At 72.5% G+C, this 15,961-nt stretch carries 16 protein-coding genes; 11 read left to right on the plus strand and 5 right to left on the minus strand.

Annotated elements, in window-relative coordinates; genetic code table 11:
* Positions 1-104 precede the first annotated feature (104 nt).
* Both J4557_RS16795 and J4557_RS16800 read left to right on the plus strand, forming a co-directional pair.
* Complete coding sequence (locus J4557_RS16795; RefSeq protein WP_208267481.1) at positions 105-1,496, plus strand: MFS transporter; 1,392 nt, start codon at positions 105-107, stop codon at positions 1,494-1,496.
* Positions 1,497-1,573: 77 nt separating this feature from the next.
* Positions 1,574-2,479, plus strand: coding sequence for a type IV toxin-antitoxin system AbiEi family antitoxin (locus J4557_RS16800; protein WP_208267482.1), 906 nt, complete (start codon positions 1,574-1,576; stop codon positions 2,477-2,479).
* Between the two features lie 330 nt (positions 2,480-2,809).
* Here the strand turns inward: J4557_RS16800 and J4557_RS16805 are convergent, their stop codons facing one another.
* Positions 2,810-3,151, minus strand: a complete 342-nt coding sequence (locus tag J4557_RS16805; RefSeq protein WP_208267483.1) for an MmcQ/YjbR family DNA-binding protein — start codon at positions 3,149-3,151, stop codon at positions 2,810-2,812.
* A gap of 55 nt (positions 3,152-3,206) precedes the next feature.
* On the minus strand, positions 3,207-4,109 hold the full coding sequence (locus tag J4557_RS16810; protein ID WP_208267484.1) for an NADP-dependent oxidoreductase: 903 nt from the start codon (positions 4,107-4,109) through the stop codon (positions 3,207-3,209).
* A gap of 260 nt (positions 4,110-4,369) precedes the next feature.
* On the opposite strand from J4557_RS16810, the gene J4557_RS16815 reads away from it, so the two are divergent.
* Together J4557_RS16815 and J4557_RS16820 are read left to right on the plus strand one after the other, a co-directional pair.
* Entirely contained in the window at positions 4,370-5,302 is a 933-nt protein-coding gene (locus J4557_RS16815; protein WP_307799882.1) for a PDR/VanB family oxidoreductase, read from the plus strand.
* A gap of 599 nt (positions 5,303-5,901) precedes the next feature.
* The gene (locus tag J4557_RS16820; protein ID WP_208267486.1) at positions 5,902-6,579 is read left to right on the plus strand and encodes a helix-turn-helix domain-containing protein; all 678 of its coding nucleotides are present in this window, start codon (positions 5,902-5,904) and stop codon (positions 6,577-6,579) included.
* Here the strand turns inward: J4557_RS16820 and J4557_RS16825 are convergent.
* The 3 genes from J4557_RS16825 to J4557_RS16835 are packed head-to-tail and all read right to left on the minus strand — an operon-like array spanning position 6,558 to position 9,408.
* Positions 6,558-7,205, minus strand: coding sequence for a class I SAM-dependent methyltransferase (locus J4557_RS16825; RefSeq protein ID WP_208267487.1), 648 nt, complete (start codon positions 7,203-7,205; stop codon positions 6,558-6,560). The genes J4557_RS16820 and J4557_RS16825 overlap by 22 nt on opposite strands.
* A 54-nt stretch (positions 7,206-7,259) precedes the next feature.
* Positions 7,260-8,516 (minus strand): hypothetical protein, encoded by a 1,257-nt coding sequence (locus tag J4557_RS16830; RefSeq protein ID WP_208267488.1) that lies wholly within the window; start codon positions 8,514-8,516, stop codon positions 7,260-7,262.
* 40 nt (positions 8,517-8,556) lie between these two features.
* A complete protein-coding gene (locus tag J4557_RS16835; protein WP_208267489.1) occupies positions 8,557-9,408 on the minus strand; it encodes an LLM class F420-dependent oxidoreductase in 852 nt (283 codons plus the stop codon).
* 154 nt (positions 9,409-9,562) lie between these two features.
* Here J4557_RS16835 and J4557_RS16840 point away from each other — a divergent pair, with 154 nt between their 5' ends.
* From J4557_RS16840 to J4557_RS16870, 7 genes are read left to right on the plus strand one after another with little or no spacing between them, the layout of a single operon-like run.
* Positions 9,563-10,162 (plus strand): TetR/AcrR family transcriptional regulator, encoded by a 600-nt coding sequence (locus tag J4557_RS16840; RefSeq protein WP_208267490.1) that lies wholly within the window; start codon positions 9,563-9,565, stop codon positions 10,160-10,162.
* Positions 10,159-11,415, plus strand: coding sequence for a cytochrome P450 (locus tag J4557_RS16845; RefSeq protein ID WP_208267491.1), 1,257 nt, complete (start codon positions 10,159-10,161; stop codon positions 11,413-11,415). Before J4557_RS16840 ends, J4557_RS16845 begins: the two co-directional genes overlap by 4 nt.
* A gap of 26 nt (positions 11,416-11,441) precedes the next feature.
* A complete protein-coding gene (locus tag J4557_RS16850) occupies positions 11,442-12,224 on the plus strand; it encodes an SDR family oxidoreductase (protein ID WP_208267492.1) in 783 nt (260 codons plus the stop codon).
* Positions 12,221-13,606 (plus strand): cytochrome P450, encoded by a 1,386-nt coding sequence (locus J4557_RS16855; protein ID WP_208267493.1) that lies wholly within the window; start codon positions 12,221-12,223, stop codon positions 13,604-13,606. The genes J4557_RS16850 and J4557_RS16855 overlap by 4 nt, the downstream gene beginning before the upstream one ends.
* Positions 13,607-13,611: 5 nt before the next feature.
* Positions 13,612-13,809 (plus strand): ferredoxin, encoded by a 198-nt coding sequence (locus J4557_RS16860; RefSeq protein WP_208267494.1) that lies wholly within the window; start codon positions 13,612-13,614, stop codon positions 13,807-13,809.
* 9 nt (positions 13,810-13,818) lie between these two features.
* Positions 13,819-14,466 (plus strand): nuclear transport factor 2 family protein, encoded by a 648-nt coding sequence (locus tag J4557_RS16865; protein ID WP_208267495.1) that lies wholly within the window; start codon positions 13,819-13,821, stop codon positions 14,464-14,466.
* Complete coding sequence (locus J4557_RS16870; protein ID WP_208267496.1) at positions 14,463-15,947, plus strand: aldehyde dehydrogenase; 1,485 nt, start codon at positions 14,463-14,465, stop codon at positions 15,945-15,947. The genes J4557_RS16865 and J4557_RS16870 overlap by 4 nt, the downstream gene beginning before the upstream one ends.
* The last annotated feature ends 14 nt before the right edge of the window (positions 15,948-15,961 follow it).

Here is a 15,961-nt window from a genome sequence, read left to right on the forward strand (position 1 = left end):
CCTCCTTGAGCGCGCCGTGTCATCGCACACTCCTTTGCCCTAATGGTGCTAGGCACGCCCTAGCGGTGTTAGATTGAATCTAACGCTGCTAGGGAAGGAGTCGCATGGTCGACCAGAGACCGGCCCCCGAGATCACCGGCCGCCAGGATCGGGAGAGCGGATGGTGGCCGCTCGCGGCGATCGTCGCCGCCGTCTTCATGCTCATGCTGGACGCGACGGTGGTGACCGTCGCCGTCCCGGGAATGCGTCACGACCTGCACGCCGGCCTCGGCGACCTGCAATGGGTCGTGAACGCCTACACGATGGCGATGGCCGCCTCCCAGCTCACGGCCGGAGCGTTCGCCGACCGCTGGGGGCGGCGCCGCTCCTTCCTCGCGGGCGTGGCGCTGTTCGCCGCGGCGTCGCTGGCGTGCGGCCTGGCGCCCACCGCCGCGGCCCTCATCGCGGCGCGGGCCGTCCAAGGGCTCGCGGGGGCGCTGATGTTCGCGACCACGCTCGCGCTCATCGCGCAGTGCTACACCGGACAGGCCCGCGGCGTCGCGTTCGGCGTGCGGGGCACCGCCGCCGGGCTCGCCGTCGTCCTCGGCCCCGTCGTCGGCGGCGCGCTCGTCTCGGGGCTCGGCTGGCGCTGGGTCTTCCTGGTGAACGTGCCGGTCGGAGCCGTCACCCTGGCGATGGGCGCCCGAGCGCTGCCGCGCGAGGAGACTCCCCGCGCACGGCGCCGCATCGACCTCGCCGGGCCCTGCCTCCTTGCCGTCTCCCTGTCCCTGCTGGTCTTCGGGCTCCTGCGGGTCCAGCAACACGGATGGGGAAGCGCCGAGACCGCGCTCGTCTTCTGCGCGTCGGCGGCGTCGCTCGCGGCGTTCCTCGTCGTGGAGAGCCGCCTGGCCGACCCGATGCTGGACCTGTCGCTGTTCCGGGACCGCGCGTTCAGCGGGACCCAGGTCGGGTCGTTCGCCGTGCAGGCGAGCGTCTTCGCCCTGCTCATCTACGTGTCGCTGTGGTTCCAGGACCAGCTCGGCTTCTCCGCGCTCAAGACGGGCCTGTGCTTCCTGCCCCTCGTCGTCCCCATCCTCGTCGCCGGTCCGATCGCCGGCGCCGTCATGGACCGCCTCCCCAAGGGGCTGCTCGTCACGGCGTCGCTGACGCTCCTCGCGCTGGCGATCCTGCTCATGCACGGCCTCACGCCCGGCTCGTCCTGGACGCACCTGGCCCCGGGCATGGCGCTGGCCGGCCTCGCGTGCGGGATCGCGCTGCCGACTCTCGGGGGCCTCGCCGTGGACGTCGCGGACCGGTCCCGGCTCGGCATGGCGTCCGGCGTCAACAACACCGTCATGCAGGTCGGGTCCGCGGTGGGGATCGCGGTGTACGGAGCGGTCCTGAGCCGGCACAGCGTGTTCACCGAGGGGCTGGACACCCTCTTCACCACCGCGGCCGCCGTCGCCCTGGGCGGAGCCGTCCTCACCGCGGTACTCCTTGGCAGGAGACGCCTCTGACCTGCTTCGACAGGGGGTTATCCACATTCTCCCGAGCCCCTTCCCGGGGGCTCGCGGGGTCGGCATCATCGGTGACCATGAACGGATTCGGCATCACCTGGAAGCGGACGGCGGGGGGCCCGGCCGTCCCGGTCGGCCCCGGCGTCTACTTCGCCCCCGGCACCGGCTCCCCGCTCACCGCCCGCGCCGCCGCCCTCAGCGGCCTCCTCCCGCCGGGCGCGGTCATCGCCCGCCGCACCGCCGCCTGGATCTGGGGCATCGACGTCCTCCCGCCGGGCGTGAACGAGACCGACTGGGACGTCGAACTGATCACTCCCGGGCCGGCCGAGTGCGCGACGGGCCCGCCCGTCGCCGACCACGTGGACCTTCCACCCGATCACGTGCGGGAGGAGGCGGGCATCCGCGTCACCTCCCGCGCACGGACGGCCCTCGACTGCACGCGCTGGCTTCCGCGCTCCGAGGCGGTCGCCGCACTGGATCAGTTCCTCCGGAACGGAGTCGACACCGATGAACTCGAGGCCATGGCCCGTACGCTCCCCGGCTACCACGGCAACAGGCGGCTGCGCGACCTCCTGCGCCTCGGCGACCGTGGCGCGGCCTCCCCCGGGGAGAGCTGGGTCCGGACCGCCGTCGTCGACGCGGGCTTCCCGCGCCCGCGCACGCAGGTGCCCGTCGCCGGGCCGCCCGACCGCTGCCTCTACGTGGACCTCGGCTACGAGGACTACCGCGTCGGCATCGAGTACGACGGCGAGCGCCACCACACCGGCCGGGCCGCCCGCGCCCACGACGAAAGCCGCCGCCGCTGGCTCGCGAGGGAGATGGGCTGGCAGATCATTCCCGTCACCAAGCTCTTCCTGTACCGGCCGGCCCCCTACCTGGAGGCGCTTCTGACCGCACTCCTCCAACGCGGCTGGAAACCCGGTGACGCGACGATGGCCCGCATCGCCGCCCGCCTGACCTCCCTCTCCCGCCGCCCCCGCTGACCACCGCGTCCAACGCGGCGCCCGCTGGCCCGCGCCTACTGGCCCGCGCCCCTTGGCCCGTGACGGCAGGCCCGCGTCTGCTGGCGCCGCGCCGGTTGGCCACGAGTGCTCGCGCCGCGCCGCCTGGTCGCAGCGGCTGGCGCCGTACCGCTGGCCCGCGGCGGCTGGTGCAGCGTCGGTTGGTCACGGCGGCCGGCCCGCGGCGGCTGGCCCAAACCTGCTGGCTGGCGGCGGCTGGCGCCGCGTCGCCTGGTGCCGTGCCCGCTGGCCCGCGGCGGCTGGTGGCGCGTCGGCTGTTCACGGGGCTCGGGCCGCGCGCGCGACGGGTACTCAGTCCAGCAAGGCCGAGAGACGCTTGGGGGCGATCAGGCGGTAGCTGTCCTCGATGAGCTCCGCCAGTTCCTCCCAGTCCTGCTCGACGTCCAGGCGAGCGCCGACCCATCCCTTGGCGCCGACGTACTTCGGGACGAAGAAGCGCTCCGGGCCCTCCGGCACCAGGGCCTCCTGCACCCCCGGCCCCGCCTTGAACATCATGGACGAGCCGTCCTCGCTCGTCATCACGAACAGCTTGTCGCGGACGCGGAAGGAGGGCGATGTGTGACCCCCGAACGGCTTCTCGGTCGCCTCCGGCATTCCCAGGCAGATCTCCCGGAGCCGCTCCAGCACGTCCATGCGCCCGCCCTTTCCCAGGAAGAATGACCGTGAAGGGAGCCTAACCAGGGCCGCGTCAGCCGACGAGCAGGACGAGCTTCCCGCGCATGCGGCCCTCCTCGCCGGCCCGGTGCGCCTCCGCGATCCCGGCGAGCGGGAAGGTCCGCGCGACCGGGAGCGAGAAGCGTCCGGCCTCGATCAGCGCGCCGATCTCGCCGAGCACGTGGACGGCGCGGCCTGCGTCCCCGCGGCTGAACCGCACCCCGTGCTCCCGCGCGCCGGCGAAGTCGGCGACCGTGACGACGTGCTCGGCGCCGCCGGCGAGAGCGATGAGCTCGGGCAGCACCCCGCTTCCGGCGACGTCGAGCGCCAGGTCGACGCCGCCGGGCGCCAGCGCGCGGACCCGCTCGGCCAGGCCCTCGCCGTAGGCGACGGGCTCGGCCCCCAGCGAGCGCAGGTACTCGTGGTTGGCCGGGCCGCCCGTACCGATCACGCGCGCGCCGCGCGCCATGGCGAGCTGGACCGCGGCGCTGCCGACGCTTCCGGAGGCGCCGTTGATGAGCAGTGTGCCGCCGCTTGCGACGCCGAGCTGGTCGAGCGCGCGCGTGGCCGTCTCGATGGCCGCAGGCAGCGCCGCGGCCTCGGGAAAGTCAAGCGACGGCGGGATGGGCGCGTAGAAGGACAGCACGGCCAGCTCGGCCTGCGCCGCCCCCTCGGCGGACAAGCCGAAAACGCGGTTGCCGACGGCCACGTCCTCGACGCCCTCGCCCAGCTCGTCCACGATGCCCGCCGCCTCGTGGCCCAGCGTCTGCGGAAGCTCCGGATCCATCAGGCCCCGGCGCTTCTTCCAGTCGCTCGGGTTGACGCCGGCCGCGCGCACCGCGATCCGGATCTCGCCGGGGCCAGGATGCGGATCGGGAAGATCCACGATCTCGAGCACCTCCGGGCCTCCGAACCGGTCGAAACGCGCTGCCTTCATCATCCGCTCCGATGTCACTCCAGGGGGCCTCGCACCCGCTGAATGCGCGACGGCGAACGCCGTATCGCCGCGGAACACCGTACGTCACAGAGGGGCTCTCCTCCGACATCTCCATTGGTGAGTCGACGAACACGCCAAAACGGATGACCTGCTCGCACGGCGCCGGGTCACCGGAGCTCTTCCGTTTGACGGAAGCGGGGGGTGACGCGAGCCCGGAGGAGCGGCGATGGTCGGGACGACCACGAACGCGAGGGGGGCACGTGACCGACCAGAGCGCCGTCGAGACCGAGGTCGTCGTCCTGGACAGGACCGATCTCGCGGAAGGCGTCGTGGGGCTGACGCTGGGCGCCGCCGGCGGAGGCGCGCTGCCGTCCTGGCGGCCCGGCGCCCACGTGGACCTGCTGCTGTCCGACGGTCTCGTGCGGCAGTACTCGCTGTGCGGCGATCCGGCCGACGATCGGACGTGGCGGCTCGGAGTGCTGAGGGAGGGGCCGGGCTCGACGTTCGTCCACGAGAGCCTGAAAGTCGGCGACAAGGTCCTCACGCGCGGCCCGCGCAACCATTTCGCTCTGGAGGACGCGCCCGGCTACCTGTTCCTGGCCGGAGGCATCGGCATCACGCCGATCCTGCCGATGGTGGCGGCGGCGGATGCGGTGGGTGCGGATTGGCGGCTCCTCTACGGCGGGCGCGAGCGGGCGGCGATGGCCTTCCTCGACGACCTGGCGCGCTACGGGGAGCGGGTCGAGGTGCGGCCGCAGGACGAGTTCGGACTGCCCGACCTCGACGCCGCGCTCTCCGGGCTCAAGGAGGGCACGCTCGTCTACTGCTGCGGGCCCGAGCCGATGCTGGCGGCGGTCGAGGAGCGGTGCCCCCGTGGCGCGCTGCGCACCGAACGCTTCTCCGCGAAGCCCGTCACCGGCCCGGACGAGGCGTTCGAGATCGAGCTGTCGCTCACCGGCCGCACCCTGCGGGTCGAGTCCGGGCGTTCGATCCTGGAGACGGTCGAGGAGGCGGGCGTCGCGGTCCTGTCGTCGTGCCGCGAGGGGACGTGCGGAACATGCGAGACGCCCGTCCTGGACGGCGAGCCTGACCACCGCGACTCCGTGCTCACCGACGACGAGCGCGCGGACGGCGGCTTCATGATGATCTGCGTGTCCCGCGCCCGAGGCCCGCGCCTGGTCCTCGAACTCTGAACAGGCCGCCTTCGCCGCACCGCGCCGCGCCGCGCGCGTCGTCGCCCACGACGCGCGCCGGGTTGCTGGGCTGTGCGCGGCGCTGGCGGTGGTGTGTGCGTCGTCGGCTGTGATGCGCGCCGGGTTGCTGGGATGTGCGCCGCGCTGACCGTGGTGTGACCCGTCCTGGTGGTGGTACGCGGTGTTGCCCTGGCTGCCCGCGGGGTGTGCTGCGTCGACCGTGGTGTGCGCTGGTCGCTCCGTGAAGCGCGCCGGGTTAGTGGGCTGTACGCGGCGTCGCCGGTGATGTGCGCCAGGTTGGTGGGGTGTGCGTTGCATCGGCCGTGGCGCGCGTCGCGTCGGCCGTGATGTGCACTGCCCTGGAGGTATGGGGTGGTGTGCGGTGATGATCGTGGAGCGCGCTGGCTACCGGCGAGTTGCGCTGCGTCGACCGTGGTGTGCGCTGGTGGCCTCGTGGTGCGCCGGGTTGTGGCGTGCGGGCGTCGACGGCCGTGACGCGCGCCGGGTTGGTGGGGTGTGCGTCGTGTTGGTCCGGGGTGGGGGTGTGTCCGTCAGGATGGGGGGTGCGGGTGGTGGCGTGGTGGTGATGGGAGGTGGGGATGGAGGGGGCGTACTTCGTTATCGGGGACGGTTACGCGCTCTATCAGGGCGCCGTGGCGGAGGGGACCGTTCATCGGCATGCCGCCTTCCAGGTGGCCATCGGCGTTCATGGTGAGGTGGCCATGGACGATGAGGCCGGAAACCGCTTCAGCGATGTGGCGTTGATCGTGCCGCCCATGGTCGGTCACAGGCTGCTTCCGGTCCGGGAGCTCCGCACCCTCTTCGTGGAGCCGCATTGCGCGTTCGCCGATCGCTTGCGGGTGGTCTGCGGCAGCGGCATCACCCCGGCTCCCGGCATGCGGGGGCTGCGTGAGGAGGACGTCGCCGGTGGCCGTCTGTCGGGGGAACTCGACGGGCGGTTGCTGGACGCGATGCGCGTGCTGATGGACGAGCGGATCCCGATGACGGCGCTGGCGGCGAGGGTCGGGCTGTCCCCGCAGCGGCTCCGCGCGCTGGCGCGGGCGGAGCTGGGCATGCCGCTCGCGCGCTGGCGCATCTGGCGGCGCCTCGCCCGGTCGGCCGAGGCGCTGCGCGAGGGACGGACGTTGAGTGGCGCCGCGCTTGCGGGCGGTTTCGCCGACCAGGCGCACTTCACCCGCGAGATGCGCCGCATGATGGGGCTGACGCCTTCGGAGGTCGTCCGGGCGCTCGGGCGTCAGCCGCGCCGCGCCGTGTAGATGGAGATCGAGCCGTTGACCGTCGGCACGGCCGCGGTCTCCCGCACCTGGACGAAGCCGACCTCGGAGATGAGGCCCGGCAGCCTCCCGTCGGCGTTGAACTGCGTGTCCTCGCGGCCGTCCGCCAGCTGCACCAGGCGGAAGGCCAGCCGCATCGGCCGGGTGCGCTGAAGACCGAAATCGGCGATGACCAGCCGGCCGCCGGGCCGCAGCGTCTCGAGCATCGACGCCAGGATCGCCCGCTTCATCGGCACGGGACACTGGTGGAGGACGAGGCTCGACACGACGGTGTCGGCGGTTCCCGCGTCCACGATGTCCGTCAGCGCGTCGCCCATCCCGGTCCGCCATTCGACGCCGGCCGCTTCCGCCTTGCGCTCGGCGGCCGCGAGCACCTTCGGATCCGGGTCGACGCCGATGATGCGAGCGGACGGCTCGACGCCGTGCAGGAGCAGGGCCAGCGATCCGGTGCCGCAGCCGACGTCGACGACGAGGTCGCCGGCCCTGACCGCGGCGTGCATGGCGACCATGCTCCGCCACAGGCGTTCCCTGGTCAGCGCGATCACGGCGTCGTAGAGGCGGGGGAGGGCGACGCGGCCCAGCGCGGGCGTGAAGGTCTGCTCGGTCATGACCGGAAGTGTCGGCCGTCCGGCGTGGCCGGTCTTGAACGAACCGCTCGCGCGTCAGACGGGCGTGATCGGCAAGGAGCGGCGGGGCTTGAAGGCGAAGTCGGAGCCGGTGCTGAACCGGACGACGGCCACCTCGTCGGGCTCGGGCGCGGGCTCGTCGCGGCGGACGACGGTCAGCCGCCAGTCCTGGTCGCTGCCGGTGACCATGGTGTCGAGGCGGGGGTCCAGGGCGCGGACGACGGCCTGGAGCGCGGTCGTCCAGCCGGGCCCGCACAGGGAGATCCAGGCGCCGTCCTCGTGGGCGGGGGAAGGGCGGACGGTGACGGCCGCGCCGCCGACGGACGCGTCGACGTAGGCCGACGGATTGAGGAGCGGGTGGACCGCGAGGAGCCGGGCGGCCCCCTCCGGCGTGGCCGGCAGGTCGAGGGCGCGCGCGAGGCGTTCGGCGGCGACGCCGGCGATGCCCACGAGCTGCCTGCGGCGGATCCGGAGCAGGCCCTCGTCGTCGGCGCGTGCGGCCACGGCGAGGGTGAAGGCCCGGTTGAGCAGGTGCATCTGCAGGCACACCTCGTCGGCGATCCGGGCGAGCGCGGAGCGGGAGAAGGCGGCGAAGTCGAGGTCGGACAGCAGCGGGCCGGTGTAGTCGGCGAGGCCGTCGTCGGCCGGGTCGATCGGCGCCAGGTCGAGGGTCGCGGCGCGCGATCGCTCGTTGTCGGCGAGCAGCGGGATGCCCTGCGCGTCCGGGTGGGACTCGTCGATGACCACGGTCCAGGCGCAGTGCGGGTGCCGGTCGGCGGGCGAGCGCGGCGGCCGGTGGATCGGGCGGACCCGGGCCTTCGGGTTGGTCGCGACGGCGGTCGCGTCGAAGGTGGGGTCCTCGATGTCGTGGCACATGGAGCGGACGTAGTCGTCGCCCATCGGCTCGACGTCCATGAGGGCGCCGCAGTGGTCGAGGTGGAACTCGCCGTGCCACCGGTCGTGGACCGTGTAGCGGAAGTCCATGAACTGCGGCGGGGCGCCGATGTCCAGCTGGAGGCCCTTGAAGATCGTCGGGACGTCGCCCTTCCCGGGCACCTCGGGGGCGTAGCCGAGCGCCCGCTGCATCCGCCGGGTGTAGACGGGGCTGGACGCGGCCCACTCCTCGATCGCGATCCGCGCCATCTCCTCCCGGCCGAACGCGGAGATGCACCACGCCATTCCGGAACGGTCGATGAGCTGCCCGATCAGGAGCAGCTCCGGGACGGCGACGGCGAGTTCCTCCCGGGACAGTGCGGCGTATCGGCTGGGCGCTATCGCTCCAGGGTGCGTCATCTGGCGATCTCCTCGAAGATGAAACGGGTTCTCGTGGGCGTCACTTCGCGGTCAGGCCGAGCCGGGCGGCGGTCTTGTCCAGGTATTCGATCACCGTCGCCTCGTCGGCGTCGGGCACGCCCCAGATCAGCTCGGACGCGCCGGCGGCGGACCACTCGGCGAGGTCGTCGGGGGAGGGCCGCTTGGCGACGAGGATCCGCACGTCGGGTTCGCCGGGGCGGCCCGCGTCCGCCCACTCGCGGCGCAGCAGGGCGGCCTTGCCGGCGATGCCGGTCTCGATCGGCGTGGTCATCCAGCCGTCGGCGTGGCGGGCGATCCACCGCATGGTCTTCGGTCCGCCGCCGGCACCGACGATCACCGGGATGCGGCCCTGCGGCGGCTTGGGGTAGGCCCAGCTCGGCCCGAACGACACGAACTCGCCGTCGTAGGAAGCCTCCTCCTCGGTCCACAGGGCGCGCATCGCCTCCAGGTACTCCTTCAGGACGGTGCGGCGCCTCGCCGCCGGGACGTGGTGGTCGGCCAGCTCGTCGGTGTTCCAGCCGAAGCCGGCGCCGATGGTCAGCCGGCCGCCGGACAGGTGGTCGAGGGTCGCGAGCGTCTTGGCGAGCGTGATCGGGTCGGACTCCACGGGCAGCGAGACGGCGGTGGCGAGGCCGATCCGCTCGGTCACGGCGGCGGCGGTCGCGAGCGACACCCACGGGTCGAGGGTGCGCGTGTAGCGGTCGTCGGGCAGGTCCTGGCCGCCGGTGGGGTGCAGCGCGTCGCGGCGCACCGGGATGTGGGTGTGCTCGGGCACGTAGAAGGTGTCGAAGCCGCGCTCCTCGGCGGCCTTCGCGAGGGCTGCCGGCGTGATGCCGCGGTCGGAGGTGAAGAGCACGATTCCGTTGCGCATGGCGTCATAGTAGAACGTGTTCTAGGCTTCCTGGAATAGTGACTGGACAGCTGTCCGACCGTGATGTCCGCGGGTCGGCCTTCCACTGGAAAAAGGAGAAGTCGATTCAGATCCGGCTATTGCGGCGATCTCCGGCCCGGTCTACGGTGGACACATGTCCAGTCAGGTGACCAGTCCGGCGCTGCGGCAGGGCCTCAACGCCCGGCAGGCCGAAACGGTGGAGAACCTGATGGCCGCCGGACTCGAGGAGCTGCGCGCCGTCGGGCACGAGACGCTGACGATCCGGACGGTGGCCCAGCGCGCGGGCGTCTCCCCGGCGACCGCCTACACCTACCTCTCGTCCAAGAACCACCTCTTCGCGGAGCTGTTCTGGCGGCACCTCAGCGAGGACGACGGCGCCGCGCCGGCCGGAGCCGGCGCCACCGAGCGGCTGCAGGCGACCGTCCGGGCGCTGACGGCCCGGATCGTCGCGGAACCGGAGCTGGCGGCGGCGGTGACGCCGGCGCTGCTCGGAGGCGATCCCGACGTCGCGCGGCTGCGCCTGCGCATCGGCGGTGAGTTCTACTCCCGGTTCGAGGCGGCCCTCGCCGGGCCGGGGCGGCCGGGGGCGCAGGCCGACGCCGCCGTCCTGGAGGTGCTGGTCCTCACCTTCACCGGCGCGCTGCTGCAGGCCGGCATGGGCCTGCTGACCTACGACCAGATCGCCGACCGGCTCGTCTCGGCCGTGGAAGTGATCATGAGGGGCAACGAATGAGCGCTTCGAGTGACGTAGGGGTCGAACCCCTGGTCTTCGACCCCTACGACTACGAGTTCCACGAGGACCCGTACCCGCTCTACCGGCGGCTGCGCGACGAGGCGCCGGTCTTCCACGCCGAGCGGGACGACCTGTGGGTGGTCTCGCGCCACGCCGACGTGTTCGACGTGCTCCGCGACGACGCGGCGTTCTCCAACCGGATGGGCGTCTCCCTCGACGCGAGCGCGTGGAGCCCCGACGCGCACCGGGTGATGAGCTTCCTCGCCCTCGACGGGCAGCGGCAGACCCGGCTGCGCAGGCTGGTGTCCGCCGCGTTCACGCCGCGCCGGGTCAAGGAGCTCCAGCCGCAGATCCAGCGGCTCACCGACCACTACCTCGAACGCACCTTCGCCGCCAGCGCCGAGCACGGCGAGGCCGACTGGATCACCGACTTCGCCGGGAAGCTCCCCATGGACGTCATCTCGGAGATGATGGGGGTGCCGGAGCCCGACCGGGACGAGGTCCGGCGCCTCGCCGACCTGGTCGTGCACCGCGAGGACGGCGTCCGCGACGTCCCGCCGGCGGGCATGGAGGCGGCCGGCGAGCTCCTCACCTACTACGCGGGGATGGTGAAGGAGCGCCGGGCCGCGGCGGAGACGGCGGGGGACCTCACCGCCGCGCTCACCGTGGCCGAGATCGACGGCGACCGGCTGGACGACAGCGAGATCATCGCTTTCCTCTTCCTCATGGTGGTCGCCGGGAACGAGACGACCACCAAGCTGCTCGGCAACGCGCTGTACCACCTCTCCGCGCACCCCGGGCAGAAGGCGGAGGTGCTCGCGGACCCCGGCGATCCCGAGACGCTGGTGACGCCGTGGATCGAGGAGACGCTGCGGCACGACACCTCCAGCCAGATGCTCGCCCGCTACGTCGTCGACGACGTGGAGATGCACGGCACGACGATCCCGGCCGGGTCCAAGGCGCTCGTCCTGCTCGGCTCCGCCAACCGCGACGAGCGGGTCTTCACCGACCCGACCGTGTACGACGTCCACCGGCCCAAGAGCGAGCTCGGCCAGATCCTCAGCTTCGGCTCCGGCAAGCACTTCTGCCTCGGCGCGAACCTGGCCCGGCTGGAGACGCGGGTCGTGCTCAACGAGCTGGTCCGGCGCGTCGAGGACTTCGAGGTGCACGCCGACCGGGCCGTGCGCGTGCACTCCACCAGCGTCCGCGGCTTCGCCGAGCTGCCGACCGGCTTCACCCTGAGGAAGGGCTGAGGCGGAGGGACTGGGAGGGACCGGAGATGTCCAGGAAGTACCCGCATCCCGAACGCCGCCCCGCGGTGGTGACGGGCGCGTCGTCCGGCATCGGCGCGGAGACGGCCAAGGTGCTCGCGGCGGCCGGCCATCCGGTGGCGCTCGGCGCGCGCCGGGTCGGCGTCCTCGAGGAGATCGCCGCGGCCATCCGCGCCGAGGGCGGCGAGGCGGTCGCGCACGCGCTCGACGTCTCCGACGACGGCTCGGTCGCCGACTTCGCCGCGAAGGCGACCGCCGACCTCGGCGACATCGAGGTCGTCGTCAGCAACGCCGCGCTGGTGGCGCCCGGCGCGACCATCGAGGTCAGCTCCGAGCGCTTCGCGCGGGAGATCGACCTCAACCTCGTCGGCGCGCACCGGGTCGCGCGGGCGTTCGTGCCCGCGATGGTCGGGCGCCGGCGCGGCGACATCGTCTTCGTCTCGTCGGACGTCGCCGTGCGCGCGCGGCCGTTCATGTCGGCGTACTCCGCCGGCAAGTGGGGCCTGGAGGGAATGGTCAGCGCGCTGCAGATGGAGCTGGAGGGCACCGGCGTCCGGGCCTCGGTCATCCGCCCCGGCCCGACGTGGAGCGGCATGGGCGCCGACTGGGACGCCGACGAGGCCGCCTTCGTGCTCGACCAGTGGGTCCGCTTCGGGCTCGCCCGGCACCCCCACTTCCTCAAGGCGAGGGCGCACGCCGACGCGATCGCCACGATCGTCGGCGCGCCCCGCGGCGTGCACCTCAGCCTGCTCGACGTCAATCCCGAAGCGCCCGTGGAGGAGAAGCCATGACCCCCGCCGAGAGTCATCGGCTCGCCGCGATCCCCGAGGTGAGCACGGTCCTCGACGACCAGAGCCCCGAGGTGCCCGAGATCATCCGCGGCACCGGTCACCTGCCGGAGATGCGGGCCGACCCGATCTCCCTGTTCCACCGCGTCCGCGAGGAGTGCGGCGACGTCGGGCGCTTCCGGCTCGCCGACAAGGACGTGGTGCTGGTCAGCGGCGCCGAGGCGAACGAGGTGTTCTTCCGCGCGCCCGACGAGCGGCTCGACCAGGCCGCCGCGTACCCGTTCATGACGCCGATCTTCGGCAAGGGCGTCGTGTTCGACGCCTCGCCGGAGGAGCGCCAGCAGATGCTGAAGAACCAGGCGCTGCGCGGGGACATGATGCGCGGGCACGCGCGGACGATCGAGGCGGAGATCCGCCGGATGGTCGCCGGCTGGGGCGAGGAGGGCGAGATCGACCTCCTCGACTTCTTCGCCGAGCTGACCATCTACACCACCTCGGCGTGCCTGATCGGCAAGCCGTTCCGCGACGAGCTGGACGCCTCGTTCGCCGAGCACTACCACGAGCTGGAGCGCGGCACCGACGCCATCGCCTACGTCGACCCGTACGCCGACATCGACAGCTTCCGGCTGCGCGACGCGGCGCGGGAGAAGCTGGTCGGGCTGGTGCAGGGCATCATCGAGCGGCGCAAGGAGCGGGGGAAGGTCCCGCGCGACCAGCGCGACCTGCTCGACGTCCTGATCTCGCTGGACATGAGCGCCGACCACATCACCGGCATCTTCATCTCGATGATGTTCGCCGGGCACCACACCTCCAGCGGCACCGCGTCCTGGGCCATGATCGAGCTGCTGCGCCACCCGGACGTGCTGGCCGAGGTGGTCGCCGAGCTGGACGCGCTGTACGCCGACGGGACCGAGGTGTCGTTCCAGGCGCTGCGGTCGATCCCGGTGCTGGAGTCGGCGCTGAAGGAGACCCTGCGCCTGCACCCGCCGCTGATCATCCTGATGCGGCTGGTCCGGGAGGACTTCGAGCTGCTCGGCAGGACGATCCCCGCCGGGACGATGCTGGCGGCGTCGCCGCGGGTCTCCAACCGGATCGAGGAGGACTTCCCCAAGGCGGGCGACTTCGACCCGGGACGCTACATCGACCCCCGGCAGGAGGACCTGCAGAACCGCTGGACCTGGATCCCCTTCGGCGCCGGCAGGCACCGCTGCGTCGGCAACGCGTTCGCGATGATGCAGATGAAGGCGATCTTCTCCGTGGTCCTGCGCGACTACACGTTCGAGGCCGCCCAGCCCCTGGACTCCTACCGGGACGACTTCACCAAGATGGTCATCCAGCTCGAGCGGCCCTGCCGGGTGCGGTACCGGCGCCGGGCCGGGAGGTGAGCGCGGTGCGCGTCGTCGCCGACACCGACATCTGCCAGGGGCACCAGCTGTGCCAGGGCGAGGCGCCCGACGTGTTCGGGTTCGACGAGGAGAAGGACGTGGTCGTGATCCTCGACGAGCGTCCGGACGAGTCCCGCCGCAAGGACGTGGCCACGGCCGTGCGGTACTGCCCGGCCTTCGCGCTTTCGATCGACGAGGACTGAGGGGACGACGTGGGAGAAGACGGCGGGCTGACCCGGGCCGAGATCGAGGAGTTCTGGGACTCCTGGCTGGCGATCAACCGCGAGGCCGAGCGGACCGGCGACTGGCGGGTGATGGCCGAGTGGTACGCCGAGGACGCGACGTACGGCTGGATGTACAGCCCCGACGAGCACTTCATGGCCGTCGGACGCGACCAGATCCGGGACTGGGCGATCGGCATCGAGATGGACGGCCTCGACGGCTGGCACTACGACTACCAGGTCACGGTGATCGACGAGAAGAAGTCGATGATCGTGGGGTTCTGGAAGCAGAAGTCCGGGATCATCAACGACGCGACGGGCGGGGAGTACGAGATCCTCGGCATCGGCGGCTCGTGGTTCGGCGTCGAGCGGCAGTCCGCGGGCGCGGACGCCGGCCAGATCAAGATCGCCTGGCAGCGGGACTGGTTCGACATGCCGTCGAACGTCCACACCTTCATGGAGATCATCAACTCCGGCAAGGCGCCCGAGACGCTGCTGAAGCGGATGAAGGTCGCCGGGCACGGCGTCCCGGGCCACTACCACTACGCCGAGATGCCCTCGACCCTGTGGCCGCCGCCCGTCGAGCGCGGCGACCACATCACGCAGGCCCCCAAGGACGCGCCGGAGGCGGCGAAATGACCGAGCGCGTTCCCACGAATCCGCCCGCGCAGCAGTACGTCGACGGCAAGCTCGGCGCCGCGGGCGGCGGGGCGTCGTACCCGATCCTCAACCCGGCGACCGGGCAGGAGATCGGCCGGGCGCCCGACGGCACCGCGGCCGACGTCGACGCCGCGATCGGCGCCGCCCGCCGCGCGTTCGACGAGTCCGGCTGGGCGACCGACCGCGCGCTGCGGATCCGGGTGCTGCGCCAGTTCCACCAGGCGCTGCTCGACAACGCCGACGCGCTCCGCGCCCTCACCACCGCGGAGGCGGGGGCGCCGGCGTTCTTCGTCGCCGGCCCGCAGTTCGACACCCCGGTCGAGAGCCTGAAGTGGACGATCGACCTCGCGGAGGGCTACGCGTGGGAGACCGACCTGGGCGTCGGCGTCACGATGGGCATCCGGTCGCGCCGCACCCTGCACCGCGAGCCCGTGGGGGTCGTCGCGGCGATCACGCCGTGGAACTTCCCCAACCAGATCAACCTCGCCAAGATCGGGCCGGCGCTGGCCGCCGGGAACACGGTGGTGCTCAAGCCGGCGCCCGACACCCCGTGGCTGGCGGCCGAGCTGGGCCGGCTGTTCGCCGAGTGCACCGACATCCCGGCCGGCGTCCTCAACGTCGTGACGCCGCGCGACAACACGGTGGCGGCGCTGCTGACCGGCGACCCGCGCGTGGACCTGGTCTCGTTCACCGGCTCGACGGCCACGGGACGGGCGATCGCGGCGGCCGCGGCGCCGACCCTCAAGCGGGTGTTCCTCGAACTCGGCGGCAAGTCCGCCGCGATCGTGCTGGACGACGCGAACCTCAAGGCCGTCGTCGGCACCACCGCGTTCGCGGCGTCCGTGCACGCCGGCCAGGGATGCGCGATCACCACCCGGCTGGTGGTGCCCCGGGACCGCTACGACGAGGCGGTGGAGATCGCCGCGTCCACGATGGCCTCGCTGGGCGCGAAGGACCCCGCCGACCCCGGCACCATCTGCGGTCCTGTCATCTCCGCGGCGCAGCGCGACCGGGTGAAGTCCTACCTCGACCTCGCGGTCCGGGAGGGCGGGCGGTTCGCGACCGGCGGCGGGATCGCCGAGCAGGACGGCGAGCTCGCCGGCGGGTTCTGGATCGAGCCGACCGTCGTCGCCGGCCTCGACAACACCGCGCGGGTAGCCCAGGAGGAGATCTTCGGCCCGGTGCTGACCGTCATCGCGCACGACGGCGACGACGACGCCGTCCGGATCGCCAACGAGTCGCCGTACGGGCTCTCGGGGTCGGTGGACTCCGGTGACCTGGAGCGGGCGAAGGCGGTCGCGGCGCGGATCCGGACCGGCACGATCGGCGTCAACGGCGGGCTGTGGTTCGGCGCGGACGCGCCGTTCGGCGGCTACAAGCAGTCCGGGATCGGCCGCGAGATGGGCGTGGCCGGGTTCGAGGAGTACCTCGAGACCAAGACCACGGCGGAACCGGCCTAGGCGGGGACGTGGAG

Source organism: Actinomadura nitritigenes (assembly GCF_017573545.1).
Lineage (GTDB): Bacteria > Actinomycetota > Actinomycetes > Streptosporangiales > Streptosporangiaceae > Spirillospora > Spirillospora nitritigenes.